Here is a 15,419-nt window from a genome sequence, read left to right on the forward strand (position 1 = left end):
GCAAGCACTTTGGCACCAGCGCTATAATCCGCCCGTCGAAAAAGGCAGACTTGGTTTGGTAAGCCCAAGTCCTTCCACACGGAAGCGCTGACTCTGCCCGCGCATGGGTCCCCACGACGAACTTGCACCGCATCTCCATGCGGCCATCGGTTCGTCCCAGGGGTTCTCAAGACAAAGAATCACTCCGGCCGAACGGTCAAACGAGAGAGGACATGTCCATGCCTACGATCCCCCATTACGACGTCATCATTGTTGGTGCAGGCCCCGTGGGTCTGCTGCTCAGTTGCGAGCTGCGGCTCGCCCATTGCTCCGTGCTGGTGCTGGAGCAAGCTCCCCACCCGCACGCCCCCCTCAAGCAAGCGCCCTTTGGCATTCGCGGCCTCAACATCCCCACGCTGGAGGCGCTGCAGCGCCGGGGCTTGCTGGATGCCGTTACCGCGCCCGTGCACAGCGACAGCGCCCCCTCCGTATCGCGCCCCCACTGGATGCAGCATGCGCGCCGGCCCGGCGGGCATTTTGCGGGCATGCAGTTCTTCCAGGACCAGATCGACACCGCCGCCTGGCCCTACCGCCTACCCAGCCCCGCCAGCGAAAGCATGCCCACGACGATGGAGCGCCTCGAATCGGTGCTGGCACAGCGTGCGGCAGACCTGGGCGTGGAGCTGCGCCGTGGCGCTCGTGTGACCGATATTGCGCAGTTGCCCGACGGCGTGCTGGTGCAAGCCGGTGATGCACAGCTACAAGCCAGCTGGCTGGTGGGCTGCGACGGTGGCCGCAGCCAGATCCGCAAAGCAGCGGGTTTTGACTTTGCCGGCACCGAGCCCGAGTTCACGGGCTACTCGGTAGAGGCCACGCTGGACAACAGCGCCACACTTATGCCCGGCCGCCATTACACAGACACGGGCATGTACACCTTCCAGCCACCCGGCACGATCGCGATGGTGGATTTTGATGGCGGCGCCTTCCACGGCAGCACCTCCATCAGCGCCGGGCATGTGCAAACGGTGCTGCGCCGGGTCAGCGGCACAGATGCGACGGTCCAATCGCTGCAACTCGCATCCACCTGGACCGACCGCGCCCGCCAGGCCAGCAGCTACCGCCAGGGCCGCGTGCTGCTGGCGGGAGACGCCGCCCATATCCACTCGCCCTTGGGCGGCCAGGGCCTCAACCTGGGCATTGGGGATGCGATGAACCTGGGCTGGAAGCTGGCTGCCACGATCCGGGGTGATGCGCCAGCGGACCTGCTGGACAGCTATATCGCCGAGCGCCACCCGGTTGGCGCCCAGGTGCTGGACTGGTCCCGCGCCCAGGTCGCCCTGATGCGCCCCAGCCCCGCTACACGCGCCCTTGCCGACATCGTGCGCGACCTGATCGCCACCCGCGATGGCGCCACCTACTTTGCCGACCGGGTCTGGGGCGCCACCTTGCGCTATGACCTGGGCGACCCCCACCCGTTGGTGGGCCGCAGCGCGCCAAACTTTGCACTGGCCGATGGCTCAACCCTTGCGAGCCATCTGCAGACTGGCCAGGGACTGCTGCTGGACTTTGATACCGCTGCACCTTTGCGTGACTTGGCGATGGGATGGCAGGGCCGCCTCCGCTATATCGCCAGCCGTGCCGCTGATGAACTGGGGTTGCGATCGCTGCTGGTCCGCCCGGACGGCATCGTCGCCTGGGTGGATGACGGTGTGGCGCCATCCGAGAACGTTTCAGGAGCTATCCAGCGCTGGTTTGGCCCCGGGCAACAGCGCTAATGCGCTGGCGCTGAGCCGGGCATCAATCCGGCTCCGGCCAAAACATCTTTCTGACCTTGTCGTTGAAGTAAGGCAGCATCAAGGTCAACCCACCCAACGCATTGGCCAGAAAGTCCAGCACCTGGGCCCAGGAGGACTCGACCGACAGCCAGTTGTTGCCAACGATGAACAACAAGCCGCAAGCAGTCGTGACCAGATTGAGCGCAGGCGCCCAGGAGCGAAAGCGCATGCAGCCATAAAAGCCCGCAGTCCAGCCCAGGAGGATGAGGCACAGCAGCACTACCATCTCCCCCTCCAGCGCCATCGGATAGCGCAGCGGATGTTGTGAGGACAGCAGCTCGGTCCTGAAATCCATGCGGATGGAGAGCACCAACAGGAGGACGGTGGCAATGACTAGCAGGCGGTAGCGATTTTTGGTCATGATTTATTAGGCGAGTTGCGCCATGCTAACAAACGCCATAGTGCGCAGGCACTTCGCTTTACTCACCTCGCCACACGACGTCGGTCCCACCACTGTCGAATTCCGAGATCACGCTATACGAAAAAGGATGTGCAACACCCCGACACTCCCTAAATACATTCAATCTAAAAATTTAAACAGTATCCACAGAGCATGCAAACATATAAAATACAAGCCCAAAAGCGAGAAAAATATTAAAAAAAATGGCAGCAATTTACCAAGAATTAGAACGGCTAGAAAATTACACTTCCAATCATGCCAGCTCAGAGATAAAGATCCGCTAATAAAACGTTATGCATAACAACCACAAAAGGTTGCAGCACCATTTACACACCATGCTTTAAAGCTGGCATCAAAAATGCAAACTATGTTTCTAAAATCAGGCGCCTGCATAGCAGCAAGAATACGATTACTCACCAATGAAAATCATACTACCCCGGCCAGATTGGCTGTGGCTTTTTGGGGCGATGGTGCTGAAAAAATCATACAGGGACCTAGTCAAATTATCTGCGACTTGGAATCAGGTGCATGTAATCCTGACGCAATAAGCAATCTTCTCTTGCGGCAAAATTGCACAGTTCTAAAATACTCTGGACTTCATGCAAAGGTTGTTATTAGCACCGACGGCGCAGTAGTCTCGTCTGCAAATATGTCAAAGAATGGCCTGGGCGGAGAAGATAATAGCGCAAGCAGAACAATTGAAGCAGGTTACTTCATTCCAAATACAGCGCAAGAATACGAAGAAATTGCAGTGTGGTTTGAGGACCTCTGGAAAGCTGCCACGGAAATTACATCGACAGATCTCGCACTGGCGAAAGTAAAATGGGAATCGCGCAAACGCGATCGCTTAAAGCTAGAAGCAATAACAAACCCGGCGCTCAAAATAAATTCCAGCTCATTACTCAACCCCAAAATAGAATCCAAAGATTTAATTCGCGCAGTAAAAAAAGAAGTATTCACCCAAATCAGCAAGTCATTTGAAAACATCGAAAGACACCGACTTGGAAAAATTGCCAGCTGGGCCTGCCATCTTATTTTGGTTCGCGCAGGAGTCAGTTTAGACTATTCATCCAAAAAAACAAATAGCTCCGGAGCAGTGACGGAAAAATGGATCACGAGTAAATTCGGAACGAAAAAATATTTCGACACTGTGGAAAAAATAGAAGCCATTCTTAACATCATTAAAAATGACGATTTTTTCTCCGATGAGATTAGACGTTTTGCAGAGTCAGTTCAATCAACACCCCCATGGAGAATCAAAAGCAATCACCAAAACAGCTAATTCATTCTTGCAAATTTACAAAAAATCATGAGATTTCAGATTCAATTCTCAACCCATATCTCTGCATCAATAAACTTTGATATTTACAACTTAAAAGCCTCGCTGGCACAAAGCTAATTCCAAGCATCTTTAGAACGAGATGGATCCATCAAGAGGAAAGCGGTCTTTTTATGAAGCAAAGGCAGTAGAATGGCCCGCACTTGTTCGCAAAGAAGCCGGTGACAATCCGGCACGGTCGCGCCACTGTATCGCTGCCGCAGGCCCCGGGCTCGCCCCGCACCCTGCGCTGCCAAGTCAGACCTTTGTGCCAAGCCACCCCCGAACCAGCCCCCACCGGCATCCGCCCGCTGGTTTGCCTAGGACGCGCTTTTCCTGGAGTTCCCATGCAGACACCTGCCCCCAGCCGCCGCTTGGCGCTGCCCTTCCACCCTGCTCTTTGGCGCACAGGCTCGGCCTTGCCGTTGGCCCAGGTCTGCGGCCGCTAGTCCGTTCGCGCATCCCCTTTTTGTTCCAGACTGCCGAGCGCACCGCGCCCACCGGCCCAGCCCCTGGCTTGCCCGGCAGCCCTCCCTCTTTATTTGGAGACATCTCTCATGAGCACCAGCAAAAAGATCCCAGCCACCATCGTCACCGGCTTTTTGGGCAGCGGCAAAACCACCTTGCTGCGCCATATCCTGTCCAACGCCAATGGTCGCCGCATTGCGGTGATCGTCAATGAGTTTGGCGAGCTGGGCATTGATGGCGAGATTCTGCGCGGCTGCGGCATTGGCTGCGATGACGACGGTGTCGAGCAGGCCGGCCAGCTCTATGAACTGGCCAATGGCTGCATGTGCTGCACCGTGCAGGAAGAGTTCTACCCGGTGATGCGCAAGCTGATTGAGCGCCGTGCCGATATCGACCACATCCTCATCGAGACCAGCGGACTGGCCTTGCCCAAGCCACTGGTCCAGGCCTTTAACTGGCCCGAGATCAAGAACGCCTGCACCGTCGATGCGGTGATCACTGTGGTCGATGTGCCCGCAGCAGCGGCCGGCCAGTTTGCCGCCAACCCCGCCGCCGTCGATCTGCAGCGCAAGCAAGACCCAAACCTCGACCATGAATCGCCGCTGCACGAGCTGTTTGAAGACCAGCTTGTGTCCGCCGACCTGGTGGTGCTGACCAAGCTCGACCAGGCCAGCGCCGCCGACCGCGCTGCCGTTGAAGCCTTGGTGCGCGAAGACATTCCGCCCGCCGTCAAGATCGTCGCCGCCGACCATGGCCGTATCGACCTGGATGTCGTGCTGGGCCTGTCCAGCGCGTCCGAAGAAAGCATCGAATCGCGCAAGGGCCACCACGAGCACGAAGCCGGCCATGTGCATGACGAGCACGACCATGACGATTTCGACTCCGTCGTCGTGCAGTTGGGCGAGGTGGACCGCGAAGCACTGCTGGCCCAGCTGGCCGATGTGGTCGCGCAGCAAACCGTCTACCGCATCAAGGGCTTTGTGGCCCTGCCCAGCAAGCCCATGCGCCTGGTGGTGCATGGCGTGGGCAAGCGCTTTGACAGCTACTTTGACCGCCCTTGGCGCGCCGATGAAAAGCGCGGCAGCCACCTGGTCTTCATCGGCCATGACCTGGACGAGTCCGCCATCCGCGCCCAGCTCGCCGCCAGCCCGGTCGGAGCGCTCTGATGCATTTGCTCGCGGTCCAGCCCGGTGGTTTTGTCGACGACGCAGCCTTTGTCTCCAGCCTGGGTCAAAGCCCCGCCGACATCGTGATCCTGAGCGCCGCAGACACCACCCTGGCCCTGCTCGCTCAAGCCTATGAGCAGCTGCGGGCCGGCATGGATGGCGAGCAACTGCCCAGCGTGCGGCTGGCCAATTTGATGTACCTGCGCCAGCCTGCATCGGTCGATCTGTATGCCGATGAGGTGCTGCAGCATGCCAAGCTCATCATCATCGACCATCTCGGCGGCGAGAGCTACTGGCCCTATGGCACCGAGCGGGTCATGTCGCTGTGCCGCGCCCACAAGATTGCGCTGGCCATGTTCTCCGGCGACAGCAGCGAGGACCTGAACCTGCTGCAAAAGAGCACCGTGCCGCAGCAGGACTGCCGCACCTTGTGGCGCTACCTGCGCGAAGGCGGCCTGGCCAATGCGCGCGAGCTGTTCCGCTTTGTCTGGCACGGCCTGCTGGGTGGACCGCATGCGGCACTGCCGCCGCGCCCTTTGCCGGCGGTGGCCGTGTACCACCCCAGCAGTGATGAGGCCACGGTCGCCACCTGGCAGCAACCCGGCCCGCTGCAGTGGCAGCCCGGCGCGCCGGTGGTGATGGTGCTGTTCTACAAGGCGCATCTGCAGTCGGGCAACACCCAGGTGTTTGCCGACCTCTGCCAGGCCTTGCTGGCCCAGGGCATGAACCCGCTGCCGCTGGCCTTGCAATCGCTCAAAGATGCCAGCTGCCTGGCCGCCTTGCAGGCGCTCTGCGCCAGCGAAGGGGTGGCGCTGATCCTCAACACCACCGCCTTTTCTCAATCGTCGCTCGATACGCCCGGTGACCATGCACTGGCCGGCGATATCCCCGTGCTGCAGCTGATCCTGTCGGGCAGCAATGAGCAGACCTGGCTGGACAGCACCCATGGCCTGCAGCCGCGCGACATTGCGATGCATGTGGCGATGCCCGAGGTCGATGGCCGCATCATCACGCGGGCGATCAGCTTCAAGGGCCTGTCGCACCGCAGCGATCTGACCCAGTCCGATGTGGTGCAGTACCAGGCCCACCCCGAGCGCATGGGCTTTGTCGTGGAGCTGGCCCAGCGCTGGTGCCAGCTGCGCCGCAAGCCCAATGCCGACAAGCGCCTGGCCCTGGTGCTGGCCAATTACCCCAGCAGCGAAGGCCGCATCGGCAATGGGGTGGGACTGGATACCCCCGCCTCCGTCATAGAAATTTTGCGCGCGCTGGCGGCCGATGGCTATGCCGTCGATGCCATGCCCGCCGACAGCCAGGCGCTGATGGAGCTGCTGCAGCAAGGCATCACCAACGCACCCGATTCCTGGGCCACGCGTGCCGCCTGGCAAAGCCTGAGCCTGGCGGATTACCTGCAGTACTTCAACACCCTGCCAGCCGCCAACCAGCAGGCCATCACCGAGCGCTGGGGCGCGCCCGCGCAGGACCCAATGCTGCGCGAAGGCCGCTTTATGGTGTCCGGTCTGCGCCTGGGCCAGATCTTTGTGGGCGTGCAGCCGGCACGGGGCTACCAGCTCGATGCGCTGGCCGCCTACCATGACCCTGACCTCGTGCCGCCCCACTACTACCTGGCCTTCTACCACTGGCTGCGCAGCCAATGGCAGGCCGATGCGATGGTGCATGTGGGCAAGCATGGCAACCTCGAATGGCTGCCCGGCAAGAGCGTCGCCCTGTCGGCCAACTGCTGGCCCGATCTGGTGCTCGGCCCCCTGCCCCACCTCTACCCCTTTATCGTCAATGACCCCGGCGAAGGCACGCAGGCCAAGCGCCGCGCCCAGGCCGTGATCATTGACCACCTGATGCCCCCCCTGACCCGCGCCGAGAGCTACGGGCCCACGCGCGATCTGGAGCGCATGGTGGACGAGTACTACGACGCCGCCACCCTCGACCACAAGCGCGCACAAATCCTGCGCCAGCAGATCCTCGCCCACATCGTGCAGCACGATCTGCACCAGGACCTGGGCCTGCAAGCCCCCGGCGGCGAAGAGGAAGAGCAGCAACTGCTCAACCGCACCGATGCCTACCTCTGCGAGCTGAAAGAGAGCCAGATCCGCGACGGCCTGCATATCTTCGGCGTCTCGCCCGCCGGCCGGCTGGAGACCGACACCTTGCTCGCGCTGGCACGCCACCCGGTTGGCGACGGCAAGGGCGCAAACCAAAGCCTGGTACGCGCCATGGCCCGCGACCTGGGGCTGGACTTTGACCCGCTCGATGCCGACTGGGCCGCTGCCTGGACCGGCCCGCGCCCGGCCCTGCTTCAAGACCTTCAAGATCTGCATGACCAGCCCTGGCGCCACCACGGCGACACACGCGAGCGCCTGGAGCTGCTGGCCTTGCAGATCCTGGCCCCCGACGCCGCCTTGCCGCCCGCACTGGCCGAGCTGCCCGACGGCCACACCCAGGCCGTGCTGCGCCGGGTGCAGCAGGATCTGCGCCCGCGCCTGGCCGCCTGTGGCCCGCAAGAGCTGCAGCAACTGCTGCGCGGCTTGGCGGGGCGCTTTGTGCCAGCGGGCCCCAGCGGCGCGCCCACGCGCGGCCGGCCCGATGTGCTGCCCACCGGCCGCAATTTCTTCTCGGTCGATACGCGCGCCATCCCCACGCAAACCAGCTGGGGCATGGGATTCAAATCTGCCCAATTGCTAGTGGAGCGCTATACCCAGGAGCATGGCGAATACCCCGTCACCATTGGCCTGTCTGTGTGGGGCACGGCCACCATGCGCACTGGTGGCGACGATATCTCGCAGGCCTTCGCGCTGATGGGTGTGCGCCCCACCTGGGCCGATGGCAGCTGGCGGGTCAGCGATTTTGAAGTGCTGCCGCTGCATGTGCTGGGGCGGCCCCGGGTGGATGTGACTCTGCGCGTCTCGGGCTTTTTCCGGGACGCATTCAGCAATGTGATCCGCCTGTTCGATGCCGCCGTGCAAAAGGTGGCGGCCTTGGAGGACGAAGACGCCGCGCAGAACCCGATCCGCGCCCGGGTGCTGGCCGAGGCCGCGCAGCTGCAGCAACAGGGCATGGACGCCAAAGAGGCGCGCCACCAAGCGGGCCTGCGCGTGTTTGGCGCCAAGCCCGGCAGCTATGGCGCCGGCCTGCAAGGCCTGATCGACAGCGGCCAGTGGCAAAGCGACGAGGACCTGGCAACGGCCTACCGCAACTGGGGCGCCTACGCTTACGGCCAGCAAGACGAAGGCAGCAATGTGCCCGAGACCTTTGTGCGCCGCTTGGCGGAGATGCAGATGGTGCTGCACAACCAGGACAACCGCGAGCACGATGTGCTCGACTCCGGCGACTACTACCAGTTCCAGGGCGGCATGGCGGCTGCCGTGCGCCACTACAGCGGCCAACAACCGGCCATGTACTTTGGCGACCACAGCAACCCCGAGTCGCCACGCATGCGCAGCCTGCAAGAAGAGATCAGCCGCGTGGTGCGCTCGCGTGCCACCAACCCCAAGTGGATCGAAGGCGTGCAGCGCCATGGCTACAAAGGCGCGTTCGAGATTGCCGCAACCGTGGACTACCTCTTCGCGTTTGATGCCACCGCCCGCGTGGTGCGCGATGACCAATACGCCCGCGTCACCGATGCCTTTGTCGCCGATGCCAGCACGCGCGCCTTTATGCAGCAGCACAATCCGCAGGCCTTCCACGGCATGTGCGAGCGCCTGCTTGAAGCCATACAGCGCGGCCTGTGGCAAGAGCCCGGCGACTACCCCAAATTGCTGGAGACCCATTTGCTCGACACCGAACACCTGCTGGAGATGCGATGAGCGCCCCCAACGATCTGCATTTTCCGTTCAGCGCCCTTGAAGGCCAGGCTGCGCTGCAGCAGGCCTTGCTGCTGCTGGCGGTCGATCCGCAACTGGGCGGCGTGCTGGTGGAAGGCCCGCGCGGCACCGCCAAATCCACCAGCGCCCGCGCGCTGGCCGAGCTGCTGCCCAGTGGCCAGTTTGTGAACCTGCCCCTGGGCACGACCGAGGAGCAGCTGCAAGGCGCCCTCGATCTGGAAGCCGCCCTGCAATCCTCTGCCGTGCAGTTCCGCCCCGGCCTGCTGGCCCAGGCGCACCAGGGCATCCTGTATGTGGACGAGGTCAACCTGCTGCCCGATGGCTTGGTGGACTTGCTGCTCGATGTCAGCGCCAGCGGCACCAACCGCATTGAGCGCGATGGCGTATCGCACCAGCATGCCGCGCGCATTGCGCTGATCGGCACGATGAACCCCGAAGAAGGCCAGCTGCGCCCGCAGCTGCTGGACCGCTTTGGCCTGTTTGTGCGCCTGCCAAATGTGCCTGATGTGGACACGCGCAAACGCATCGTGCGCGCCCGCATGGCCTTTGACGCAGACCCGGCCCAGTTCTGCGCCCAGCATGCCGAGGCCCAGACGCAGTTGCGCGCGCAGATTGCCGCGGCACGGCAGCAGTTGGCCAGCGTCGTCTGGCCCGATGCCATTTTTGATGCCGTCGCGCAGCTGTGCCAGCAATCCGGTGCCGAAGGTGTGCGCGCCGACCTGGTGATGCTGCGCGCTGCCCGCGCCCAGGCAGCGCTGGCGGGCCATGCCAAGGTGAGCCTGGCCGATGTGCAGGCCGTGGCTGAGTTGGCACTGGCCCACCGCCGCAGCGCCGATGCGGCGCAACCGCCATCGCCCAGTGGCCAGGTCAACGATCCCAACGATCAACAAGCCCAACAGCAGCAACCGCAGCGGCAACCGCCCAACCAGGCACAAGCCAGCAAGGCCGATGCAGCCAGCAGCAGCAACACCAACCACAGCCAGCCCGATAGCTGGGGCGGCATGGCCGCGCCGCGCCACACCGGCATCGAACCCGTCAAGGCCCTGCGGCCCTTTATCGCAAAAAAAGCCTGACGCGCCTCAGCCTGGCCGGCAAGGCCAAGCTGGGGCGCGCGCAGAGCACGCAGCGCGCCGGCCGCCGGCAGGCAACGGCCAGCGACCGCATCGACTGGCCCCGCAGCCTGGCCGCCAAAGGCCAGGCCAAGTTGGCGCGCCCGCACCTGCGCTACCGCAAGCAACCAGCAGGTGCGCAACTGATGCACTGCGTGCTGCTTGATACCTCCGCCTCCATGCTGCGCGGCCAGCAGCTCGCCCGCGCCAAGGGCTACCTGCAGGCCCTTGCCGAGCAGGCCTACCGCCAGCGTGACAGGCTCTGCGTGCTGGGCTTTAGCGGCGACAGCGCCTATGTGATCCAGGCAGGGGCCAAGGCCCAGGCTTTGAATGACGGCTGGATTCGCCCGATTGCGGGCGGCGGCGGCAGCCCGCTGGCCAGCGCCATCACCCTGCTGGAGCGCCTGCTGCAACGCGCCCGCCGCCAGGGGCCCGTGCATGCCTGCGTCTGGCTGCTCAGCGACGGCCGCTTTGCCCAGGTGCCCGAGCGCCCCAGCTGCGCCGAGCAGATCACCGTCGTCGGCTTTGACCAGGGCGGCCTGCCCTTGCAGCTGAGCCAGCGCCTGGCCAGCCAATGGCAGGCAGCATGGATCGAAGCCTGATCCAGCGCCGGCCCTGCCCGGCACCCTTTTGCCAGTAGGGAGATGGCCCGCGCAGTTGCCCCAAAGCAACATACAGACATAGCCCACAAGTAGGCATTCACACTGGATCGGTGTTTTTAAAGCGCAAACGCTGCGGATCGTGCATGACTCGCCCCGCTTTTAAATACAATTCGTTCTCATTCCTAACACCAATCCCCTGGCAAACCTCGCTGCGGCGCCCCTGGCTGGCGCCGTTGTACTGTGCCCGCCTCGTTTTTTGCTGCCTTCACCATGTCCGCATCCACCAGCACTTCGCGCAAGCCATCGGGCCCCCGTCCAGCCCTCGGCCAGATAACAGCAGCCGTTCTGATCAGCCTGGCACCAGCTGCCAGCGTGCTGGCCCAGACGGCCGATGCAGCGGCGACTGCGGCTGCCGATGAGGAGCCAGTGGCAGAAAGCACCTTGGAGACTATCCAGGTCTCAGGCGATCTGCTGGGCAGCGGTCTGCAAAACCAGCTCAAGACCTTTGCCGGTGCCCGCACCATCGTCGACAAGGACGTGATCGAGAACAGCGGCGCCTCCAGCATTGGTGATGTGATGCGCCGCATTCCCGGCGTGCAGAGCAGCGACAACTCCGGCACCGCAGGCAGCGCGGTGTCGCTCAATATCGGCGTGCGTGGCTTGACCGGCCGCTACTCGCCCCGCTCCACCGTGCTGCTCGATGGCGTGCCGCTGGCCGTGGCGCCCTACGGCCAGCCCCAGCTGTCGTTTGCCCCGGTGAGCCTGGCCAATATCGAATCCATCGATGTAGTGCGCAGCGGCGGCGCAGTGCGCTATGGCCCGCAAAACGTGGGCGGCATCATCAACTTCAACACCCGAGCCATCCCCACCAGCAAGGACATCACTGGCGATGTGACCATGCGCTACAACGGCTTTGGCAAGGGGGGAGAGAACAACACGCTCTACAGCACCTTCCTGGGCTCGCAACTGGACAACGGCCTGGGCTGGGCACTGCTGTACTCGGGCATGACGGGCTCCGAATGGCGCAAGGACAGCGATGAGCGTTTGAACGATGTGGCGCTGAAGTTCCGCTATGCGCTGTCGGGTACTTCCGAGGTCTACGGCAAGCTGTCTTACTACGATGTGCGCTCCAACACGCCTGGCGGCCTGACGGTGGCCCAGTACAACGCCAACCCCTTCCAGAACACCCGCCCCACCGACATGTGGGACGGCGAGCGCAAGGGCCTGGACCTGGGCTATATCAACACCTTGTCGGACACGCAGGAGTTCGAGATCCGCGCCTACTACAACGACAGCTCGCGCTCCAGCCGCCTGATCAATGCCGCGCAGACCCAGATCAACTACCAGCCGCGCAACTACCAGACCCTGGGCATCGAGCCCCGCTACACCCAGCGTTTTGCACTGGGCAACAGCACGCATGATGTGACCGTGGGCTACCGCTTCATCCGCGAGCGCGGTGACGACAACAGCAGCCTGCTGAACCTGTCCACCAACGTGATGGGCGCCACTACCTCGTTCGACAACGCCACCGATGCCCATGCCGGCTATATTGATGACCGCATCGCCATCGGCGCCTGGCGCATCACGCCGGGCGTGCGCTTTGAGCACATCAAGTCCGAGCGCGATGACCGCAGCGGCGGCCAAAGCTTTGACACGCGCAACAACAAGTGGCTGCCCTCCGTCAGTGTGTCCTACCTGTTCAACCCGGCCCTCACGCTGTTTGCCAACTACACCACCTCGTTCGGCCCGGTGCAGAACATCCAGCTGAACTCGCAAACTGCCGCCAACCCGCTGCGCCCCGAAGTGGCCAAGACCAAGGAGCTCGGCGCCCGCTGGCAAGACAAGCAGTGGCGCGCAGAAGCCACGGTGTTTGACCTGCGCTTTGACAACCAGATCCTGCAGACACCGGGCGTTGTGCCCGTCACCTTTGCCAATATCGGCGCCACCAAGCACCAGGGCCTGGAGCTGGCTCTGGAATACAGCTTTGACAAGGCCGGCGCACTGGCGGGCACCACCGTCTACGGCAACTACACCTACACCAAGGCGATCCAGAAATCCGGCACCACCGCCGGGCTCGATGTGCCTTTCTACGCCCGCAACACCGACACCGTCGGCGTGCGCTATGAGCGCGATGCCTGGGGCTTTAACCTGTCGAGCACGCACCAGAGCAAGCAGTACTCGGACCTGGCCAACACCGAGGCCGAATCGGCCAATGCCAATGTGGGCCGCATCCCGGGCTTCCGCCTGTGGAACGCCCAGGTCAGCTGGAAGGTTCCGCAGTACAAGGGCAGCGAAATCATGGTCGGCGTGAACAACATCGCCGACCACCGCTACTACACCCGCAATGTCGACGGCAACCCCGGCCGCATGGTCGGCGCGCCGCGCACCTTCTACGTCCAGGGCCGCTACGCGTTCTGATCTCCCCATACCTGGCCTTCATATGACAAGACCCGCAGCACCTGATGCGGGTCTTTTTTGCCGATGGCCCTGCCTGTTTTGTGACCCTCTGATGACCCTTTCCCGCACCTCCGCCCGCTCCGCTTCCTTCCACCCGCTGAGCTGCCTCCGCGCCATCCCGCTGGCGATCTCGCTGGCCATCGCCGTCTGGCCTGCAGCCGCCCAAACCGCGCCCGATGCTGCCGCGCCCGACGTAACAGCCTCCGCCCCGGCCGCCGAGGCCGTGCTGCCCCAGGTCATCGTGCAAGAAAAAGCGCAGGAAATCGGCTACCAGCCCAAGCGCGCCACCACCGCCACCCGCAGCGATGCGGCGCTGCGCGATGTGCCCCAGGCCATTGCCGTGGTACCCGCCCAGGTGCTGCAGGACCAGCAGGTGCGCTCCATCGACGAGGCGCTCTACAACGTCAGCGGTATCACCCAGGCCAACACCTTGGGCGGCACGCAAGATGCGGTGATCAAGCGCGGCTTTGGCTTTAACCGCGATGGCTCCATCCTGCGCGATGGCATCCGCACCGTGCTGGCCCGCAACCTCACCTTCACGACCGAGCGGGTCGAAGTGCTCAAGGGCCCCAGCTCGGTGCTCTACGGCACCATGGACCCAGGCGGCGTGATCAACATGGTCACCAAAAAGCCCCAGCTCAGCTTTGCCGGCCAGGTAGGCGCCTCGCTGTCCAGCTACGGCGGCGGCGGTGCCTCGGTCGATCTGACCGGCCCCATCGGCGAGCAAGGCCTGGCCTACCGCTTTATCGCCGACACCAGCGATGTCGACTACTGGCGCAACTTTGGCAAAAACCGCCAGACCGTCATCGCCCCGTCTCTGGCCTGGTATGGGCGCGACACCTATGTGCGCATGTCCTACGAGCACACCGACTATGAGCAGCCCTTTGACCGGGGCACGGTGATCGACAGCCGCACTGGCCGCCCGGTGGCCACCGACCGCCGCGAGCGCTTGGACGAGGCCTACAACCGCACCCTGGGCGATTCGGACTTCTTCACCGTGCAGGCCCAGCACAGCCTGAATTCGCAGTGGAAGCTGAACGCCGCCTACAGCTACAACCGCAATGGCTATGACGACTACCAGGCCCGGCCGGTGTCGCTCAACCCCACCACCGGCATCCTCACGCGCCGGCCCGATGGCACCCGCGGCGCGCTCAGCCAGCAGCATGTGGGCCAGATCAACCTGGAAGGCAAGCTGCAAGCAGGCGGCATGACGCACGAGATCCTGGCCGGCTTCGACGCCGAGGACAGCAATATCTTCCGCCGCGACATCATCCGGGGCAGCAACAGCGGCGGCTTCAATGTCTACGACCCGGTCTACGGCAACCTGCCCAATGCCACCAGCATTGACGAGGCGCAAAGCGCCCAGAGCGACAAGATCCGCCAGCAGGCACTGTTTGCGCAGGATTCAATCCGCCTGTCGCCCCAGTGGCTGCTGCAGCTGGCCGGGCGCTGGCAGCACTACGACCAGATCGCCGGCAAGGGCCGGCCCTTTGTGGTCGGCAGCGAGGCGGACGGCAGCAAGTTTGTGCCGCGCGCCGGCCTGGTCTGGCAACCCAGTAGCGAATGGTCCATCTACGGCAGCTACAGCGAATCCTTCAAGCCGCAAAGCAGCATTGGCAGCGTCATCGGCACCCTGCCGCCCGAGACCGCCAAGGCCTGGGAGCTGGGCACCAAGTGGGAGTCGCCCGCAGGTATCACCGCCACCGCTGCGCTCTATGACATCCGCAAGCGCAATGTGGTGGTGAACGAGACCATCGACGGCCAAAGCTATGCCCGCGCCGTGGGCGGTGCCCGCTCGCGCGGCCTGGAGCTGGATGCCGCTGGCCGCCTGGGCAAGCAGTGGCAGCTGATTGGCACCTATGCCTACACCGATGCCGCCGTGACCGACGACCCGCAATACCAGGACAACCGCCTGGCCAATGTGGCGCGCCACACCGCATCGCTGTTTGCCGCTTATGATTTTGCCGCCAGCAGCAGTGGCCGCTGGCGTGCCGGCGCCGGCCTGCGCCATGTGGGCCGCCGCGCGGGCGATGCCGCCAACAGCTTCAACAACGCCGGCTACACCGTGGCCGACAGCTTTGTGAGCTGGGAGCGCCCCTGGAGCGGCCGCGTCGTCAAGCTGCAGCTCAACGTCAAGAACCTGTTCGACAAGAACTATGTGAGCTCTTCGGGCAGCCCCATCTATGTGTCCCTGGGTGAGCGCCGCCAGGCCGTGCTGCGCGCGGTCGTTGATTTCTAAGCTTGAGCAG

At 63.3% G+C, this 15,419-nt stretch carries 9 protein-coding genes; 8 read left to right on the top strand and 1 reads right to left on the bottom strand.

Annotated features, from left to right (window positions below; all coding sequences use genetic code 11):
- The first annotated feature begins 218 nt into the window (after positions 1 to 218).
- Positions 219 to 1,754, top strand: coding sequence for an FAD-dependent monooxygenase (locus tag HS961_RS16740; protein ID WP_182323919.1), 1,536 nt, complete (start codon positions 219 to 221; stop codon positions 1,752 to 1,754).
- Between the two features lie 22 nt (positions 1,755 to 1,776).
- Here the strand turns inward: HS961_RS16740 and HS961_RS16745 are convergent, their stop codons facing one another.
- The gene (locus HS961_RS16745) at positions 1,777 to 2,175 is read right to left on the bottom strand and encodes a hypothetical protein (RefSeq protein ID WP_182323921.1); all 399 of its coding nucleotides are present in this window, start codon (positions 2,173 to 2,175) and stop codon (positions 1,777 to 1,779) included.
- Positions 2,176 to 2,572: 397 nt separating this feature from the next.
- Here HS961_RS16745 and HS961_RS16750 point away from each other — a divergent pair, with 397 nt between their 5' ends.
- The 7 genes from HS961_RS16750 (at position 2,573) to HS961_RS16780 (ending at position 15,409) form a co-directional block, all read left to right on the top strand.
- On the top strand, positions 2,573 to 3,496 hold the full coding sequence (locus HS961_RS16750) for a phospholipase D family protein (protein ID WP_182323923.1): 924 nt from the start codon (positions 2,573 to 2,575) through the stop codon (positions 3,494 to 3,496).
- A 593-nt stretch (positions 3,497 to 4,089) separates the two neighbouring features.
- The gene (gene cobW / locus HS961_RS16755) at positions 4,090 to 5,166 is read left to right on the top strand and encodes a cobalamin biosynthesis protein CobW (protein WP_182323925.1); all 1,077 of its coding nucleotides are present in this window, start codon (positions 4,090 to 4,092) and stop codon (positions 5,164 to 5,166) included.
- Complete coding sequence (gene cobN, locus HS961_RS16760) at positions 5,166 to 8,984, top strand: cobaltochelatase subunit CobN (RefSeq protein WP_182323927.1); 3,819 nt, start codon at positions 5,166 to 5,168, stop codon at positions 8,982 to 8,984. The genes cobW and cobN overlap by 1 nt, the downstream gene beginning before the upstream one ends.
- Positions 8,981 to 10,075, top strand: coding sequence for an ATP-binding protein (locus HS961_RS16765; protein ID WP_182323929.1), 1,095 nt, complete (start codon positions 8,981 to 8,983; stop codon positions 10,073 to 10,075). Before cobN ends, HS961_RS16765 begins: the two co-directional genes overlap by 4 nt.
- 131 nt (positions 10,076 to 10,206) lie before the next feature.
- On the top strand, positions 10,207 to 10,713 hold the full coding sequence (locus HS961_RS16770) for a vWA domain-containing protein (RefSeq protein WP_202883120.1): 507 nt from the start codon (positions 10,207 to 10,209) through the stop codon (positions 10,711 to 10,713).
- A gap of 270 nt (positions 10,714 to 10,983) precedes the next feature.
- Positions 10,984 to 13,131 carry a TonB-dependent receptor family protein gene (locus HS961_RS16775; protein WP_182323931.1) on the top strand — a complete coding sequence of 716 codons (2,148 nt, stop codon included), beginning with the start codon at positions 10,984 to 10,986 and terminating at the stop codon, positions 13,129 to 13,131.
- Between the two features lie 91 nt (positions 13,132 to 13,222).
- Positions 13,223 to 15,409 (top strand): TonB-dependent siderophore receptor, encoded by a 2,187-nt coding sequence (locus HS961_RS16780; protein WP_182323933.1) that lies wholly within the window; start codon positions 13,223 to 13,225, stop codon positions 15,407 to 15,409.
- The last annotated feature ends 10 nt before the right edge of the window (positions 15,410 to 15,419 follow it).

Origin of the sequence: Comamonas piscis, from assembly GCF_014109725.1 — a bacterium.
GTDB lineage: Bacteria > Pseudomonadota > Gammaproteobacteria > Burkholderiales > Burkholderiaceae_C > Comamonas > Comamonas piscis.